The sequence below is a fragment of the Nostoc parmelioides FACHB-3921 genome, assembly GCF_014696625.1.
Classification (GTDB): domain Bacteria; phylum Cyanobacteriota; class Cyanobacteriia; order Cyanobacteriales; family Nostocaceae; genus Trichormus; species Trichormus parmelioides.
The window spans coordinates 42,052-59,333 of record NZ_JACJQL010000020.1; the positions used below are offsets into that span (position 1 = coordinate 42,052).

Annotated in this window: 20 protein-coding genes; 13 read left to right on the forward strand and 7 right to left on the reverse strand. The window is 45.8% G+C overall.

The genetic code is table 11. The annotated features are described in order from the left end of the window. Positions 1-37 precede the first annotated feature (37 nt). On the forward strand, positions 38-778 hold the full coding sequence (locus H6G14_RS15105; protein ID WP_190568184.1) for a COG4280 domain-containing protein: 741 nt from the start codon (positions 38-40) through the stop codon (positions 776-778). A gap of 130 nt (positions 779-908) precedes the next feature. After that, the gene (locus H6G14_RS15110) at positions 909-3,914 is read left to right on the forward strand and encodes a bifunctional YncE family protein/alkaline phosphatase family protein (RefSeq protein WP_190568185.1); all 3,006 of its coding nucleotides are present in this window, start codon (positions 909-911) and stop codon (positions 3,912-3,914) included. Positions 3,915-4,121: 207 nt separating this feature from the next. On the opposite strand, the gene H6G14_RS15115 is transcribed toward H6G14_RS15110, so the two are convergent. Beyond that, positions 4,122-4,646, reverse strand: coding sequence for a PEP-CTERM sorting domain-containing protein (locus H6G14_RS15115; protein ID WP_190568186.1), 525 nt, complete (start codon positions 4,644-4,646; stop codon positions 4,122-4,124). 199 nt (positions 4,647-4,845) lie between these two features. Between H6G14_RS15115 and H6G14_RS15120 the strand changes: the two genes are divergently transcribed. The 3 genes from H6G14_RS15120 (at position 4,846) to H6G14_RS15130 (ending at position 5,648) form a co-directional block, all read left to right on the forward strand. Next, positions 4,846-5,109, forward strand: coding sequence for a hypothetical protein (locus H6G14_RS15120; protein WP_242053441.1), 264 nt, complete (start codon positions 4,846-4,848; stop codon positions 5,107-5,109). 65 nt (positions 5,110-5,174) lie between these two features. Then, positions 5,175-5,327: a hypothetical protein gene (locus H6G14_RS15125; RefSeq protein ID WP_190568187.1), complete on the forward strand. Its 153-nt coding sequence runs from the start codon at positions 5,175-5,177 to the stop codon at positions 5,325-5,327. 18 nt (positions 5,328-5,345) lie between these two features. Continuing rightward, on the forward strand, positions 5,346-5,648 hold the full coding sequence (locus H6G14_RS15130) for a hypothetical protein (RefSeq protein WP_242053442.1): 303 nt from the start codon (positions 5,346-5,348) through the stop codon (positions 5,646-5,648). A gap of 56 nt (positions 5,649-5,704) precedes the next feature. Here the strand turns inward: H6G14_RS15130 and H6G14_RS15135 are convergent, their stop codons facing one another. Beyond that, the gene (locus H6G14_RS15135; protein ID WP_190568238.1) at positions 5,705-5,845 is read right to left on the reverse strand and encodes a hypothetical protein; all 141 of its coding nucleotides are present in this window, start codon (positions 5,843-5,845) and stop codon (positions 5,705-5,707) included. Positions 5,846-5,884: 39 nt separating this feature from the next. On the opposite strand from H6G14_RS15135, the gene H6G14_RS15140 reads away from it, so the two are divergent. After that, entirely contained in the window at positions 5,885-6,445 is a 561-nt protein-coding gene (locus H6G14_RS15140) for a TetR/AcrR family transcriptional regulator (RefSeq protein ID WP_242053443.1), read from the forward strand. A gap of 208 nt (positions 6,446-6,653) precedes the next feature. On the opposite strand, the gene H6G14_RS15145 is transcribed toward H6G14_RS15140, so the two are convergent. Beyond that, positions 6,654-6,791: a hypothetical protein gene (locus H6G14_RS15145; RefSeq protein WP_190568189.1), complete on the reverse strand. Its 138-nt coding sequence runs from the start codon at positions 6,789-6,791 to the stop codon at positions 6,654-6,656. Between the two features lie 98 nt (positions 6,792-6,889). Here H6G14_RS15145 and H6G14_RS15150 point away from each other — a divergent pair, with 98 nt between their 5' ends. The 4 genes from H6G14_RS15150 (at position 6,890) to H6G14_RS15165 (ending at position 9,614) form a co-directional block, all read left to right on the forward strand. Next, positions 6,890-7,681, forward strand: a complete 792-nt coding sequence (locus H6G14_RS15150) for a CPBP family intramembrane glutamic endopeptidase (protein ID WP_190568190.1) — start codon at positions 6,890-6,892, stop codon at positions 7,679-7,681. Positions 7,682-7,824: 143 nt separating this feature from the next. Further along, positions 7,825-8,112 (forward strand): hypothetical protein, encoded by a 288-nt coding sequence (locus tag H6G14_RS15155; protein WP_190568191.1) that lies wholly within the window; start codon positions 7,825-7,827, stop codon positions 8,110-8,112. Positions 8,113-8,866: 754 nt separating this feature from the next. Then, a complete protein-coding gene (locus H6G14_RS15160) occupies positions 8,867-9,232 on the forward strand; it encodes a hypothetical protein (protein ID WP_190568192.1) in 366 nt (121 codons plus the stop codon). A 145-nt stretch (positions 9,233-9,377) separates the two neighbouring features. Beyond that, on the forward strand, positions 9,378-9,614 hold the full coding sequence (locus tag H6G14_RS15165; RefSeq protein WP_199326172.1) for a hypothetical protein: 237 nt from the start codon (positions 9,378-9,380) through the stop codon (positions 9,612-9,614). Here H6G14_RS15165 and H6G14_RS33615 read toward each other — a convergent pair. Further along, entirely contained in the window at positions 9,577-9,777 is a 201-nt protein-coding gene (locus H6G14_RS33615) for a hypothetical protein (RefSeq protein ID WP_242053446.1), read from the reverse strand. The two genes, H6G14_RS15165 and H6G14_RS33615, sit on opposite strands and share 38 nt — an antisense overlap. Here H6G14_RS33615 and H6G14_RS15170 point away from each other — a divergent pair. Both H6G14_RS15170 and H6G14_RS15175 read left to right on the forward strand, forming a co-directional pair. Continuing rightward, the gene (locus tag H6G14_RS15170) at positions 9,707-9,910 is read left to right on the forward strand and encodes a nuclear transport factor 2-like protein (protein ID WP_242053445.1); all 204 of its coding nucleotides are present in this window, start codon (positions 9,707-9,709) and stop codon (positions 9,908-9,910) included. The genes H6G14_RS33615 and H6G14_RS15170 overlap by 71 nt on opposite strands. 103 nt (positions 9,911-10,013) lie before the next feature. Continuing rightward, complete coding sequence (locus H6G14_RS15175; protein ID WP_199326173.1) at positions 10,014-12,248, forward strand: prolyl oligopeptidase family serine peptidase; 2,235 nt, start codon at positions 10,014-10,016, stop codon at positions 12,246-12,248. Positions 12,249-12,483: 235 nt separating this feature from the next. On the opposite strand, the gene H6G14_RS15180 is transcribed toward H6G14_RS15175, so the two are convergent. Beyond that, positions 12,484-12,639, reverse strand: coding sequence for a hypothetical protein (locus tag H6G14_RS15180; protein ID WP_190568193.1), 156 nt, complete (start codon positions 12,637-12,639; stop codon positions 12,484-12,486). 86 nt (positions 12,640-12,725) lie between these two features. Here H6G14_RS15180 and H6G14_RS15185 point away from each other — a divergent pair, with 86 nt between their 5' ends. Continuing rightward, positions 12,726-14,798: an SPFH domain-containing protein gene (locus tag H6G14_RS15185; protein ID WP_190568194.1), complete on the forward strand. Its 2,073-nt coding sequence runs from the start codon at positions 12,726-12,728 to the stop codon at positions 14,796-14,798. Between the two features lie 200 nt (positions 14,799-14,998). Here H6G14_RS15185 and H6G14_RS15190 read toward each other — a convergent pair whose 3' ends face one another. Both H6G14_RS15190 and H6G14_RS15195 read right to left on the reverse strand, forming a co-directional pair. Continuing rightward, positions 14,999-16,009, reverse strand: coding sequence for an SDR family oxidoreductase (locus H6G14_RS15190; protein ID WP_190568195.1), 1,011 nt, complete (start codon positions 16,007-16,009; stop codon positions 14,999-15,001). A 351-nt stretch (positions 16,010-16,360) separates the two neighbouring features. Further along, positions 16,361-17,239 carry a response regulator transcription factor gene (locus H6G14_RS15195; protein WP_422394076.1) on the reverse strand — a complete coding sequence of 293 codons (879 nt, stop codon included), beginning with the start codon at positions 17,237-17,239 and terminating at the stop codon, positions 16,361-16,363. Positions 17,240-17,282 lie beyond the last annotated feature (43 nt).

Below are 17,282 nucleotides of genomic sequence, written 5' to 3' on the forward strand. Positions count from 1 at the left end.
AGTCAACGGTCAATAGTCAATAGTCAACAAAAATATTATGAATTGGGAAATTGTTCTCGCAAGTTTTGCAAGCTCTTTAATAGAATTAGTTGAAATTCTCGGTATAGTCATCGTTGTTGGTAGGTTAGCAGGTTGGCGTAATGCTTTGGTTGGTTCAGGCGGTGGTATTGCTTTGACTTTACTGCTATCCCTGGTTTTAGGAAAAAGTTTAACTCTAATTCCTGTAGATATTCTCCGAATTGTGGCGGGAGTTTTACTGTTGCTTTTTGGTCAAAAGTGGACGCGCTCTATAGTGAGATATTATGCTGGTCTTCCTAAGAAGCGTAAAGGCGGTGGGGAAGATAGCCTAGAAGAACAACTAGCTAGAGATGAGAATGAATCCGGCTGGAACTGGTTTGCTGTGATCACGACCTTTAAAGGCGCGTTGTTGGATAGTGTAGAAGTGGCGATCGCAGTTGTAACTTTGGGTGCTGCTCAAAGTCAATGGTTAGAAGCGATAAGCGGGGCGGGTTTTGCCACATTTAGTTTATTGGTATTGGCTTTTTTATTTAGAACACCACTCCAACAAGTACCTGTCAAACCCATGAAGTTTACGGCTGCAATGCTGTTAATGGGATTTGGTCTTTACTGGCTGGGTGCAGGATTAAATGTAGAGTGGCCTGGTGATGAGTTGGCGATTATTTGGCTACCTTTAGCTTGGGGTGTAGGAATGGCGATCGCTTCCACAATTTGGCGCTGGCGAGTTAGTTTACAAAAACCAGAAGAAGCGATCGGTTAATTAGATACAAAATCGTTAATAATTTGTCAATAAGCAGTACTCTTTAAGTAACCTGCTCTTACCCTGCTCTTAACTAAAAAATAGGAATATTGGCTGCGTCAGCAACAAATTTAATATTTGAGAACAGCAAATGTTCAATTTCAAGCGTAAGCGATATTTCCTACTCAGCCTGCTGGTTGCAGTGGCGATAGTAGTCAGCAGTGTGCAGATAGTCACAGCCCAGCTTGCTACTAGCCGTGTGGGCGACCTCCCTGAAGGTGGCGCATTACTCCCCACCGGACAAGTAATTACACCCGCAGCCGCCCCTGGCTCTACATTTGACCGTCTAGCTACCGGTTTACGTAGCGATAATAACGCGGATGCGGCGGAAGCTGTCACCACAGCCCTTAGTCCTGATGGTAAAACTTTGTTGGTGCTAACTAGTGGCTACAACCAAAACTTTCGCAATCAAAACACTGGTGCAAATCTCACCTATCCAGTATTAGACCCAGTAACCGGACAACCCACAGCTACAACCACTCGCAAAGCTGAATGGGTATTCGTTTTTGATGTCAGCAGTGGCAAATTAGTTAAGCGCCAACAAATTAATATTCCTAATACCTACAATGGTTTGGCGTGGGCAAAAGATGGCTCACGTTTTTACGTATCTGGTGGTATTGATGACCGCGTTTATGTTTACGCCGCCAACGGTAATCAATACATTGCGAATGCGCCATTTATTCTTTTAGGTCACAACTCTAACCAAACCGATCCCTTTCCCAGCTACGATGGTGGTCTGTTAAAGAATACACCTGCCAATCGGGTAACCACAGGTGCAGTTGTTGCGGGTCTTGCTGTTAGCCCAGATGGTAGTACTCTGGTCGCTGCTAATTTTGAGAATGACTCCATTTCCCTAGTAAATACTGCTAATCGTCAGGTAACTGAAGAAATTAAATTCTTTAAACCAGGTGATCAAGTACCAACTGGTGAATTTCCCTTTGATGTTGCGCTTAAGAGTACAACTAACGGTGCAGCAGCTAAAGTATTTGTCAGCAGTCAGCGCGATGATGAAGTAGTAGCTGTTGACGTTGCTTCTAGAGTTATTACCCGCATACCTGTAGGTAGCCAACCCAACAAAATCTTACTTTCTGCTGACCAAAATAAACTATATGTAGCTAATGGGAATAGTGACACAATTTCCGTCATTGATACCAATAGCAACAGAGTGATTGGGACTATATCTTTGTCTCGACCCAATGATAAATATGTAGGCTCAAGTCCCAACTCCCTAGCTCTTAGCCCAGACGAACGTACGCTTTACGTTACCTTAGCTGGTGAAAATGCTGTCGCTGTCGTAGATTTACGTTCCGGTCGTGTAAGTGGTCGCATTCCTACTGGCTGGTATCCTAATTCTGTTAGTGTCAGCCAAGATGGTCGCAAATTATTTGTTGTTAACGCCAAGAGCAACTCCGGCCCCAACCCTTCTAACAGCCGCACCACACCCGCAGGAATAGCCCGTAACACTACCTTTAGAAATGAGTATAACTGGGCTTTAGAAAAAGCTGGTATTGCAGTGATTCCGGTTCCTAGCGCTGGTAGTTTAGCTGCACTTTCTCGTCAGGTAGACAAAAACAACGGTTTTGATAATCGCCGTCCCGACCGGACAATGAGGTTTTTGCAAGGGAAGATTAAGAACGTTATTTATGTGTTGAAAGAGAACCGTACCTATGACCAAGTTCTCGGTGATTTACCCATTGGTAACGGCGACCCTGCATTAACTTTATTACCAGAACCCATCTCTCCCAATCATCACAAACTGGCTCTAGATTTTGTCACCTTCGATAACTTCTACGATTCTGGTGAGTCTAGCGGTGTGGGTTGGAACTGGTCTACTTACGGACGGACTACTGATTACACAGAAAAAACTCAGTCTGTACTCTATGGCAATGCTGGGTTTAACGGTCTGACTTACGACTATGAAGGTCTGAACCGTAATATCAATATTGCCCTGCCACAAACTAACTCCACTTCCCAATTCAATACACGGGTGACAGGAGTTTTAGATCCTTCCGGTCGTTCATCGATTTTGCCAGGAACTAAGGATGTCAACGCTCCTATTGGCGATGGTGAAATATCACCAAACGCTGTTGGTGGCTATCTTTGGGATGCAGCATTACGTGCTGGAAAGACTGTCCGTAACTATGGTTTCTACGTTGACGGCTTCTATGGTACGAACCAAGCCGACCCGACAAAACCCGACCCCAGTGACCCCCTTTACGTCCCTATCTCTCCCACTCCTGCGGCTGATAACATCCAGCAAGCTGTAGCGGCAAAAACTGTACTGTTAAATAAAACAGACAATTATTTCCGGGGTTATGACATGAAAAATGCCGATATTTATCTCTACAACGAGTTCGCTCGTGATATTGATAAATATCTAGCTAATAATACCTTGCCTAACTTGACAATGGTACGTCTACCTCACGACCACTTTGGTGATTTTAATAATGCTGTCGCCGGGTTAAATACTGTACCCTTGCAAATGGCTGATAACGATTATGCTGTTGGCTTATTGGTAGAGAAGATATCCAAGTCACCTGCATGGAAAGAGACTGCGATCGTTATTTTAGAAGATGATTGCCAAAATGGCCCCGACCACGTAGATAGTCATCGCTCAATAGCTTACATTATTTCTCCATACACAAAGCGCAAGGTTTTAATCAGCACTAACTACAACACTGTTAGCATAATACGGACAATGGAAGATTTATTGGGAATCGGCTACTTAGGTATGAACGATGCCAATGCCAAGCCTATGTCCGATGCTTTTACCAGAGAGCCTGACTTTACACCTTATACCGCAGTTGTCCCTGGTAACTTATGTACTGCACCTGTAAATCCCGACCTCGTTCCAGCTTGCAAAGATCCCAATGTGCAAAAAACAATTGCTATGCCATCCTTGCATGACAAGCAATGGTGGATGCAAGCCACCAAAGACTTCTACTTTGAAGTAGAAGACAAAGTTGATGCAGACGCATTTAACCGGGTGATTTGGTCTGGAATCAAAGGCGATAATGTGCCGTATCCCACAGAACGCAGTCACGCAGACCTCCGCCAAAATCGCGCACAACTACTAGCAAATCAAGCAAAGTCATAGTTATACAATTGCAAGATTTGCTTATTAAGCAACTCAGAAAATATCCAAGTTATATGATTTACATCTGTTGCTTAATCTGATTGAGTAGGTATCACTAGTAAGGTGGGCAATGCCCACCTTACTAGTAGGTTATAAAGGCTAAACCTGTGCATTAACAAAAATCTAAAATCTTTCCCATTTGCGTTAATCGACAGTTAATTTTAGATTTCAGGCAGCTTTTTTTGCTAATCTAACTTTTCGTGATGTGAGCCAGCCAATACTACAAACAGTTACAGTACCAATTAAGCTTACAGGTTCAGGAATGGGACTGTAAGAAACTGATCCACTGAAAGTCTCATTACCTATAGTAAAATCATATCCAGAAATTTCATAAGTGATTGCCGGGTTAATTTTATCCTGAAAAAGATATGACAATCCAAAAGTAGATTTCCCTGCTACAGTTGGAAATACAACTGGCCCTAATAGTGGGTAATCTAAATCATCTAGTTCAGTGTAAACAGTATCAGGAGTATTATTAAAATTGAATTTTAGAAACTGAACTGGTGCTATGGAAATAGGGTCATTATTCAAAGTTGAGTCATCAAAGCTAAAAACGCCTTGTCCACCAAATACATCATTTTCAATCTTGAAAGTATATTGGATGATGGCAGCATTTGCTGATTGCTGATTTACAGCAGTACCGATCAGAGCTAGACTAGTTGCAACCAGCATTAATCCAGAAAGTAATTTCATATTTACCTCTAATTAAAGTTCTACGAATGTTCTTGGAAATACTCGCTGAATATAAAAGGATAAGTTTAAGTTTTATTTAATAAAATGTAAAATCTAAATAGGAGAGTACAAAATCAGACCAAAACCACAACAAATATCCCCCACTAATGAAGCTATTAGGACATCTCAGTTTGCCCGAAACAAGGTACTTCGTTACTGGATGGATAATCGTGGTGTTGGTAAGACAGAAATGTTTATATACAACACTCTACTAAGAAAAGAGTTTAAGTTTGTAGAAGAACTAAACTCTCATGCCTGCCAAACTGCTGTTGAGCGAGTTTTAAAAGCGGTTAACCGTTTTTACGACAATTGTAAAAAGCAGATTTTAGGCAAGAAAGGGTATCCAAAATTCAAGAAAAATACTCGCTCAGTTGAGTATGATGTTTCAGGGTGGAAACTATCAGAGAATAGAAAACCTATATAGCAATCCCACTTGATGAGTCCCCTGTGTGGATTTTGAGTCAGTATCTTTCACAACTTGCTTTGTAGATGAACTCGCGGCGGCCTTTAGAAGATAGTAAGCGGGTGAGGTACTATCGGCTCAATGCTGAGGATGTTGCGTTTGCACAACAGGTGCTGGAGTATCGGCAACGGCAACGTGAGGACAGGGAAAGGCGGCGACAGGAGGAACGGGAACATTAGGCGGCTTACGTGGCTAGAATGCAGACTATGTATAGTATTAATGCCCCGTCCAACCCCCCTGCTAATGTAATTGGCAATAATAATTGCAGGGGTATGGACGGACAGGAAAACCCATGTGATTCCTGGTGGGGGCTGGTCAAATATTATGCAACGTTCGTAATGGAGCGGGTAGAGCTTGGGGTGGAAGCGGTCAAACAGCTCCTTTCTACCCTCAGCAGTGATGAGCGTTGGGGGGTGATGATGGCAATTGATGAGGCACAGCCGGAAATGTTTGAGGAGTTGACTGCGGCTGCTCCCGATTGGGTGGCGTGGATGGGGTGATTAGGTTGGAGGCAATGTATGCGGCAACGTTAGAGGCGATCGCACAGGCGACAAAACTACCTCTTACGAATGATGTCATTAAATGTCAATTTGTCATTTAATGACAAGTATGGAACGGAAAGAAAGCTATGAGGAGTGATGGTGACAGCGACACGACCAACGATCGCAGACCAAGGGGGATGAGTGAGCAGAGGCATCAGCGGATACGTCTGGAGATTTCGCGGGAGGCAGCGCGTTTGTTTTGGGAACAGGGTGTCGCTGCCACGAGTGGTGAGCAAATCGCCAACGCGGTGGGAATCTCGGTGCGTACCCTCTGGCGGTACTTCCGTAACAAGGAGAGCTGTGCTGAACCTGTCTTGGCGCAGGATGTTGAGGAGTGTTTGGCTGTGTTGCGCTGCTGGCCTCGGAAGGTTTCCCTCGAAGATCACCTCGTCGAGTGGGCGACGAATCGCCCCAAGAATCCCGAACAGCAGTCCTACGACGATGCCGTGATCAAGATGACCGTGCTAGCTGAAAAAGAGCCGGATCTGCGCGCGGCTTGGCTAATGACCCACGATCGAATAGAGCGCGAGATGGCTCTTATCATCGCGGATCGCCTGCGCCGCCCGGCTGACGATATCGAGGTGCGCCTGCACGCGGCGACTGCCACCGCAGTCTTGCGTGTCATTAGTGAAGATGTCAGTGCCGCCCTTATGGCGGGAGTTGATCGCGCCTCTATCGGCAACCCGATCAAGCACATGGCTCACGCCGTGCGCGTAGCCACTGGTGGAGCCGTCGGTGATCCCGTTGAACCCTGAAAACAATAGCAAAAGCAACTAGCAACGCGACTTTTTACGAACTCTCGCAACTCGTGCTTATCCGTTTCCCGAAGCCATCAGCAGGGTCGTCGGTGATCTCGTCAGTTTGTAAAACTATCAGCAAATGTATCAAAGGACTTCATCACTATGTCTGAAGTGTCTTCTAACCACCCACACAAGGCAGGGAAGTCCCCCACCGCATCCTCGGTTATTTGATTTTGTGGTGAAATTCACCGGAGAAGAAATAATGAAACGATTTACCTTGTTTACTTTCCTGTACCTCGCGCTGGGAGTTTGCCTGACGGCGATCGCGCTTGGATACCCAAATCTGCCTTCGGGTCTTCAAACCAGCCTATTCATCAATGCAGGAGCGTCCTACATCGCTTGTATTCTCAGTACCTTCCCATTTTGGCGGGAGACGGCGATCCACTGGAGGTTAAACCAATGGTAATTCTGAAACAATTCGGGATTTTATTTGGGTTGGGCAGTGTGGGAATTGTCATGTTCACGATCACGTCTATTCCCTTAGTCGAGCAACAGTTAGCGAAACTGTCTCCAGAAACACTGGAAAAAGTGCCTCCATTGTGGATTTTAATGCTTCTGCAAGGACTACAGTATTCAATTATACTGGCAATCAGCATTCTAATCGGAATTGGTTGTGCCTATCGTGTTGGATTAAGCTCTCATTTGATTGATCACTGGGTGTTTCACACCGCTAAGTCTCCATCTTTTGCCGTTGAGATGAAGTGGAGCTTGGGTGTGGGTGCAGCGACGGCGATCGTTCTCTTGTTGCTCGATCGGTTGATGCAACCTGTCTTACCTCAAGCGTTGCAGGCAGCCAATAATACAGCGCCAAGTTGGTTGAATTTGCTCACAGCAATGTTCTATGGCGGCATCACTGAGGAAATTTTGATGCGCTGGGGTCTAATGTCGCTGCTTGTTTGGCTCGCGTGGAAAGGGCTAAAACAAGGCGTTACATTGCCAAGTCAAGGGATTTACCAGGGTGCGATCGTTCTAGCCGCTTTGGTATTTGGACTACTACACCTGCCAGCGACTGCTGCGATCGTTCCCCTCACTCCAGTTGTGATTATTCGGGCGTTGTTACTGAATGGAATTGCAGGAATCGCATTTGGCTGGCTCTTTTGGCAATATTCGCTAGAGGCTGCAATGTTAGCTCATATCAGCGTTCATGCTTTTGCCTTTGTTCTTAGCGGTTTACTGGCAAGGTTGGCTTAAGTTTTGGAATAGATCTCATAGGGCTATCACTGCCCACAAAGCCTTACTGTGAAAGGTTTTAAAAAGAAAGGTTTTGAAAATGGTGGGCGATGCCCACTACTTGAATTGATGCTCAACTCTACAGTTTTAAGGTGGTAAATCAAATGATTCAGTGCAAAGATTTTGCGCCTCGGATTACGGAACGGGGGCCCTTCGGCGGACCTTCCGATTACGAATCCTTCTCTGAGGTTGTGAGTGCTGTAAATCAGTGGATCGCAAGTACAAGAATACAGGTGATCAATGTTGAAACTGTTGTTTTACCTGATCGGATTGAAGGCACAAGTGATGATGTCTACGGAGTGACGACCAGTAATGCTTTCCACCCAGTGATGATCAGTCAGGGTCTTGCAATCAATTGCTTTCAATGTGTGCGTGTGTGGTACAGAGAATAAGCTTTATTGGAAAGAGAAAAAATGAAACGATTTACTTTGTTTACTTTCCTGTACCTCGCGCTCGGAGTTTGTTTGACGGCGATCGCGCTTGGATACCCAAACCTGCCTTCACGTCTTCAAACAAGCTTGTTCGCCAGTGCAGGAGCGTCCTACCTTGTTTGTCTCTTCAGTACCTTCCCTTTTTGGCGGGAGGCGACGCTCCGCGTCTATCGCAGACGGAATTCAGCAGTAATTCTACCCTGGTTGGTGATTGGAGTGAACATTATTGTGACGATCTGGGAGCTTCAGAGTCAGAACTGGACAATGGAAGCCATTTTAGGAGCGTTTTCGCGGCTATTAGTCGTCTTAATATTTGCAGAAATCATTGTGATTACATGGCAAGTGAATTCTGAACATTAGTGTCTAAATCGAATGGCACGCTCATTAAGACACAGCCCTTGCCCAGGCTGGGAAACCATTCTGGGAGGATCTGCCTCTTCCCTGATGGTGGCACAACCAATGATCGCCCTGGATTTACAACGATCTTAATTACTTAAAACAGCAATTTTCTCTCTCGGATGAGTTGGTGAAAAATATCGCTATCATTGCACCTTTAATCAATGAAGCACTTAGTTCCGTCGATCACAAATAAGTTGCAGAATTAGCACGCGATGGCGCAAAGAACCCGCTCAAAAGGCGATCGCACCTTGGCGTTTTTGAAACAGCATTGTAGTAGCAATCGAGTAATGTCAGACTCATTAATTTTACAACACTCATGAAAATATTTGCGTTCTTCCTGGCTCTGCCAATCAGTATGTTAGCTAATTTTTCCTTAAGAGCTTCTGCTGATTCTACTGCTGGCATCATCCTGAGTACAAAATGCCAGAGTGGTTACAACATCAATATTTGGCAGAATTATACGAACGGTGAACTGCTTTATCGCGCAACCAGTGCCAACGGTAATTTAAGTTTGGGTAAAGGAACTAGCCAAGCAACAGAAGGTGTTCGAGTGTATAAGTTTCGGAATGGAATTTATGAATATTGGGTATGGGATGGCACGTTGGATAACCCGCAGTCTGGAACTTTAGAGGTGTATAAAAACAACCGTATCTTGATGAAGCAAGCTTGTAGAAAAAGTTGAATCAATAGCACGGGTTCGTAGACTTACTGAGCGCATAGGCTCAACGTCAAGTGACAGACCTCGTTGCAGGTTTCAAAGCGAGTGGAGTAATCACTCCGACGCAAATTGATGCGAAATAAAACCGATCTCCATCAGGAGGACAATCATGAAACCTCAACTCATTTTCGGAGGACTAACGATCGCCACAGGATTGCTCGGAGGTTCATTCACTCATCCCGCGATAGCGTTCGCGGAGCGTGTGCTTTGCACTCAGCGCTGCTGCGAGGCGCAGATCGCACACAGCATTCCTCCACAACAAACCTCCCCCATTTTGATCGCCACTGCCTACACTGATTTAACGTTACCTACCTTGCGCCAAGGCGATCGCCCAAGGCAACTATGAAGGATTCTTGTCGTTCTGCGCCGACGACACGGAATGGATGTTTGTCGGCGACAAAACCCTGAAAGAAAGGAAAAGCAGCCGTGCGCCAATGGATGGTAACGGAGTATGTGGAACCGCCTTTGAATGTCGTCGCCAACTTAATCGCTGAGGGTGATTTCGTCACGGCAGTTGGCGACCTGACAATCAAGGACGAAGACGGGAAGGCGGCTCATTACTCGTACTGCGATGTCTGGTGCTTTCGCGGCGGTCAGATGGTCGAATTAAAGGCTTTCGTCATCAAAACCTTGAGCTGGTGATGAAAGAATTTGGTGAAAACAATGTAATGAATTTTGTTTACCTGCTTGCGATCGTTTAACTCAGATAGTTCCGGTCAACTATTTTGTTACGTAGATCAATGACATGTTCAAAACTGCAAAATCACGACAAGAATTACTGAAATTCAACCTCTTTGGATTTCGACTCTCATTTCAAAAGATGAAGATATCGATGCGCCGCGCCGCCCTTTTCGCGATCGCGCTACTCTTTACCACCCATTTTGCCTCCGCTTGCTCGGAGTCTACAACCATAGTGCATACAACCAATTATCCCCAAACCAGGCGAGTCAATGTTGTTGAAGAACACTTCGGACAGGCGATCGCCGACCCCTATCGCTGGCTGGAAAACGATGTTCGCAACGATAAGGAAGTCGCTGCCTGGGTCGAATCGCAGAATAAAGTCACCAACAGTTATCTCGATAAGCTGCCAGGTAGAGATATCTTCAAGGATCGACTCAAGCAGTTGTACAACTATGAGCAATTTTCTATTCCGGTCAAACAGGGTGGACGGTATTTCTACCTCTATAATTCTGGACTTCAGAACCAACCAGTTCTCTATGTCCGGGACAGCGTGGATGGCGTAGGGCGCGTGCTAATCGATCCCAACCGTTGGGCAAAGGACGGGGCAACTGCGCTAGCTGAATGGTCAGCATCCGACGACGGTAAGCGCGTGGTTTATGCGGTGCAGGATAGCGGCAGCGACTGGCGCACGATTCGGGTACTGGACGTGAACACGGGTAAGGTACTCGACGATGAAGTCAAATGGGTGAGGTTCAGCCCCACCATCGCATGGGCTAAGGACGGCTCCGGCTTTTTCTACGCTCGTTTCCCTGAACCGAAGCAGGGAACCGAATCGCAAGCAAGCGTAGCCAACCATGCCATCTATTTTCATGCGATCGGCACGCCCCAAGCACAGGATCGGCTGGTTTATGCAACTCCAGATCAGCCAACCCTGGGGCATTACTTGAGCATCACCGAAGACGGGCGTTACATCGTGATCGTTTCCACGCCCGCTTCGATCGGCAACAAACTGACTGTGGTGGATCTCCAGAGCGCCGACTGGAAACCCCGCAAGCTGGTCGATAATCTTGACGATCAATGGAGCGTCATTGGCAATGTGGGGACGAAATTCTTCCTCAGAACCACCCAGGACGCTCCGCGCTTGAAGGTGGTAACGATGGACATTGCCTCTGCCGATCCGGTGATCACGGATGTGGTGCCGGAGCAGGATTCGGTTCTGGGCAATGCGTCGCTGGTCAGTGGACGGCTGCTAATCTCCACGCGGGTTGATGTGAAGACGGAGGTTCGACGCTACACGCTGGATGGCAAGCCTGATGGTATGGTGAAGCTGCCGGGTATCGGCACCGCTGGCGGTTTTAAGAGCGACCCGGATGACTCAGAAACCTTCTTCATCTTCACTAGCTTCAACACTCCAGGCGTAATCTATCGATACGATGTCGCCAGCAACAAGGCGCAGGTGTGGGCAAAACCCAAGGTGGCGATCGATCTCAATCGGATCGCAGTCGAACAGAGGTTCTACAAGTCGAAGGATGGCACCCGCATCCCCATGTTTATCGTCCGGCGCAAGGATGTGACCGTAGCCGCACCGACCCTACTCTATGCCTATGGAGGCTTTGGCATCCCCATCCTTCCTGAGTTCTTGCCAGCGCCACTGGGGTGGGTCGAACAGGGCGGAGTATATGCGATCGCTAACATTCGCGGCGGCTCCGAATATGGCAAGGCATGGCACGAAGCGGGTCGTCGTCAGAAGAAGCAGAACGTCTTCGATGATTTCATCGCAGCTGCCGAGTACCTGAAGGCGCAGGGAATCACGCCCCAAAATGGCTTGGCGATTCAGGGCGGATCGAATGGCGGACTCCTTATCGGTGCAGTGGTCAATCAACGACCGGATCTGTTCGCCGCTACGTTACCCCAGGTTGGTGTCATGGATATGCTCCGCTTCGACCAGTTCACAGGCGGGAAATTATGGCTAGACGAATATGGGTCTCCGGCACAGGAAGCGGATTTCCGTAACCTCTTGAAATATTCGCCTTATCACAACATCCAGTCCGGCAAGGCTTATCCTGCGATCCTCGCCACCACTGCCGACACGGACGATCGCGTGGTGCCGGGACACACCTTCAAATATGTCGCCGCACTCCAGGCGGCGGATATCGGTGACAAGCCGCACCTTGTCCGCATCGAGACACGGGCGGGACATGGAGCGGGCAAGCCCACGGACAAGATCATTGAGGAAACGGCGGATATGTGGGCTTTTGCCGCTCATTGGACGAGGCTGGATGTGAAGCCAGCAAAGTGATCGCGTCAAACAAATCAACATCCGTCGAACTAATCGAGGAAGCATAACGCCTCACACCACTCTATTTCCGTCAATGTGTAAGTCCTAACAAACTAATTTATAGTCTGCGCTTTGGTGGGGTCATCGATGACCCCGTTGATACCTGAAGCCATCAACAACTAGCTCGAAGAAGTTTATCCCCATGTCTCACATTTCTTCTAACCACAAGCGAGATCGTGGCCTATCCACCTACATTTTAGTCTAGTGGTCTGCCAAGAGAACTTTGCAAGGTTAATAGCAGCAAAAAAATCTCTTTCTCCCCTGCTCCCTCTGCTTCCCCTGCTTGCCCTAGCCCAGCAATTTTGGGTTGGTGAACTACTAGACACGCCACTACTGATTGCTTGTCAACCAAAAAAAATTACACCAAGTTTAAGAAATCAGACTTAAGGCAGTTGAAGTGATAGCGTATATGATTAGTTGCCCAGAAGGGCGCAAATTATGAAAAGCTTTTCATCTCTGTTTGGTAAGACTAAAAAAAATAAATTAGCTCTCTTTACAACTCCATTAATAGCTGCACTGGCCTTAGCTGGGGGAATTAATTCTGCTCACGCCACTAACATAAAAACAGCCACGGCTACAGAAATTACTTCAGCGTCAGTCCGATTAGAACCGACAAAGCCAGCTATTGTTCAGTATCAGGCGGCGGCGGTTGATCCTTTTGTACTAATTCCCATCGTGCTAATCGGCGGTCTAGTAATATTTGTTCCCTTGTTTTTTGGTGGTTTAGTTGTTATTGGTGAACGTGAGGTTGGTATCGTTGTCAGAAAATTTACGTTTTCTGGAAAGGGTTTACCTGCTGGACAGTTGATAGCCCTCAATGGTGAAGCAGGTTTACAAGCAGATACCCTCGCCCCTGGTTGGCATTGGGGTTACTGGCCTTGGCAGTATTCTGTACGCAAAGAATCTGTAGTTGTTGTGCCTCAAGGTGAAATCGCCGTTATTGTCGCGGCTGATGGTGCATCAAACCCGCCAGAGCGGATTTTAGGTAAAATCGTCGATTGTGATAACTTCCAAGATGCCCGAAAATTCCTGACGAATGGTGGTGAAAAAGGACGGCAAATGGGATTTCTCACGGCAGGTACTTACCGCATTAATACTGCCCTGTTTAAAATTATCATGGCAGCAAACGCTAGTAGCCACGGTATGAGTCCCGAACAGTTACGGGTGTATACAGTTGCCTCTGACAAGGTAGGTGTTGTCACAACTCTAGATGGGATGCCTATCACTGTGGGTGAAATTGCTGGGCCAGTAATTACTGGACATGATAATTTCCAAAACGGTCAAAAATTTCTAGATGGCGGCGGACGTAGGGGTTTACAAGAGCAAATTTTGCTTTCTGGTTCTTGGAACTTAAACCCTTGGTTTGTAAATGTTGAGCAAGTGCCAATGACGGAAATTCCCATTGGTTATGTGGGTGTGGTGATTTCCTTCGTCGGTAAAGCCCAAGAAGATGTAAGTGGTGCAGCTTTCACCCACGGTAACTTGGTAAATCCTGGTCATAAGGGGGTATGGGTTGAGCCGTTGTATCCGGGTAAGCACCCACTTAACACCCGCATTATGAAAGTGGAGTTAGTGCCGACTACTAATATAGTGTTGAACTGGTCAGGACGGACTGAACGCCATAAATATGATGCCAATTTAGAGGCTTTGACCGTGCGTTCTAAAGATGGGTTTGCCTTCGATTTGGAAGTTTCGCAAATCATCCATGTCGGGGCTTTGGATGCGCCTAAGGTAATTTCTCGCGTTGGTTCTATGCAAAACTTGGTTGATAACGTCCTAGAACCCAGTATTGGCAACTATTTCCGCAACTCGGCACAAGATTACACAGTGCTAGACTTCTTAAATGCCCGGAGTGAACGGCAAGTAGAGGCATCTGAATATATCAAGGCAGCATTGCGGGCTTATGATGTGCAAGCAATTGATACCTTGATTGGAGATATTCAGCCACCGGCCTCGTTGATGCAGACACAAACAGACCGGAAAATCGCTGAGGAAGAGCGCAAAACCTATGAGGTTCAGCAGATGGCGCAAACACAACGCCAAAAACTGGTGCGAGAAACAGCCTTGGCTGATATTCAACAAGAAATGGTCAAATCTGAACAGAGTGTGGACATTGCGGAACTGAAAGCCCAAGCCCAAGTTAAGCAGGCGAACGGTGAAGCCGAAGCGACAAAACTCAGGGCAATGGCTGAGGCTGAAGGTATTCGGGCAACAGGTAACGCGAAAGCGGAGACTTACCACACTGGTGTTAACGCTTTGGGTACGCAAGGTTATACGGCAATGCAGATGATGCAGATTATCGGCGATCGCAATGTCCGTTTAATTCCTGATATCTTGGTTGGTGGTAGTAATGGCAGTACTAATGGCTTAGTTGATGGCTTGCTGTCCATGATTTTGTGGAATCAGGCTAATAAAACAGGTGAAGTTACGCCACCACTACCAACTACAACCCCGCCATTGTCACAAAATGGTAATTCTCAGTTGGTTGTAGAGTTGCCTCAAGATAAGTAAGTCGGCGTAAATAAGCTAATGCGCGCCTAAATTGCATAACTACTAATAAGGACTGTTAACTGTTGACTGTTGACTGTTAACGGTCTACAGCCTTCATGATGGATTATACAACTTAAAAGCAGAATAGCTTATTTAGCTGTTCTTGATTGAGGCGATTTTTACGTTCTTACCCTGCTGCGAAAGTGACGAAGCAGGGTTATTCAACTACGCTTAAGAGCTTGGGCTGTTAGTAAAGCTAATACTGTACCGGCGGCGATCGCACTCCATTGTAATGGTGGATTCTGTTCTAGAAAATCGGAAATGCTAGGGATTACGAAGTTGCTGTAGTCGCCATCCACTCTGTCGTGTTCTGGGACTGGTTGGTAAAAGTTATTTGCTTCATTTTCAGATTTGGGTTCGCCAGAAATACGTTGAGATTGGAAGCCAACTAAGAGTAACAATGAATCTGTTAACGCTGGTGAGATGCGATGTAATAAATCCAATATCTTAGCTACATCTCCGACTAATAAATCACGGGTTGGGTGTTCGGCTGCATGAAGAATGGCGTTAGCTACTAACCTGGGATCATAATATGGTGGTGTTCCGGAAGGTTTGACACCTAACTTTGTTAAACCGTTATTCCAGAAAGGGGTGTTGATGACGGCTGGTTTAATACTGGTAACGCTAATTGGCCATTTATCATGTATCAATTCCAGGCGCATAGCATCGATAAAACCGTCTACTCCATGTTTTGATGAGGAATATGCACTCTGGTATGGTAGCGATCGCCTAGCTTCCATTGAAGATATGTGAATCAATGCACCCCGTCCCTCACGCTTCAAATGGGGGAGTGCGGCCATTGCACCGTATACCTGCCCCATCAGGTTAACATCGATGACGTGTTTAAATTCTTCTGGTGTAATATCATCGAAATTGGCAAACAGTCCAATCGCTGGGACGTGTACCCAAGTATCGAGTCTACCGTACACCTCTACAGTTTTATCAGCGATCGCCTTAACTTGCTCAAATTTTTCTACGTTGGCAACTACAGCAATTGCTTCACCACCACAGTCTGTAATCTCTTTCACCAATGACTCTAACCCTGATTGGCTACGGGCAGAAACAACAACCTTAGCCCCATGTTGAGCAAAGCGAATAGCAGCTTCTCGTCCAATCCCGCTAGCAGCTCCAACGACGGAAACAACCTGCTGATTAATTGGTTTCAGTTGCATACATATTACTCCTTTTAGTGAGTCTAAAGTTAGTTGTTATTGAGTAGTTAAAAACCAATTTTTCAGCATATACTAGGGAGCGCATCAATACTGCTGTTACAAATTTCATTCAGCAGTTAGCTTGAATATAAAAAAGTTCACAAATTCAATCTAAAGGTAATATTTTGTTAATTAATCTATCAAAAGAGGGGGATAAATCTAATTCTTACTTTACTTTAGAAGTAAGTTCAAAAATTAAAATTTATTCCCACAATTTGTGATTTATAACATATAAAATAATCGAGCATTTGCGTTGATTTGTCGAGGCTGGAGGCTTTATACGTAATTTTTTCTTCATACTACGTAGCGGCTTTAAACTCTCGCTAATTCTTCCTTATTTTTAGAACATAATCGCCAAGCATGGGGAGGTAAGCCGTGATGTTGGCGAAATTGCCGGGAGAAATGACAAACGTGTTGATAACCTAATAATCTGGAAATTTGCTCTACTGTTTCATCGCTATTTTGAAGTAAACGACGAGCTTCCGCCATCCGACGTTTGACAATCCAGTTATTGATAGTATCCCCTGTCTGTTTGGCTACGCGGTTAGTCAAATAAGCAGGGGAATAACCCACCGCAGCAGCTACATCACACAGAGTAATTCCTTGGTGAAAATAAGCTTCAATGAAGTCGAAAACTTCTTTTAACTGAGGAACGGCCGGAAAAATAGATGGAGAATCAGGAGGAGTTTTTTGTACAGCAGTGGGTGTAGAGGCTGGTTTTGCAGTTTTCTGAAGGAGATGATTACACCAGTTCTGCACAGAGGCTTGCTTGCGTAAACGGGTGGCGATCGCTTTGAGTAATTCGTCTAGAGTAGATGGTTTGGTAATATAATCATCAGCACCCAATTCCATACCCTTACGAACGTCTCCCCTCCTATCGCTAGCAGTCAGAAAAATGAAGGGAATACCTGCTGTTAAAGAGTCTTGGCGTAATATGCTGAGAACACCATAACCATCCATCTGAGGCATCATGATATCGCAAATAATTATATCTGGCAGATGTTTTTGTGCCTTTTGAACGCCCACCGCACCATTTTCAGCACCTATGACATCAAACCCTTCAATTTTCAGTCCCTTTAAGTAGAGATTGCGGGTAACTGTATCATCTTCAATGACCAGAATTGTATTTAATGATTCCTGCATTGTTTTTCCATAAATATAAGTTTGGTTCTTACCAATCTCTGCGTTCATAATTCAGCAGAGTCTATTTATTCCAACTGATAAACGTTAAGTT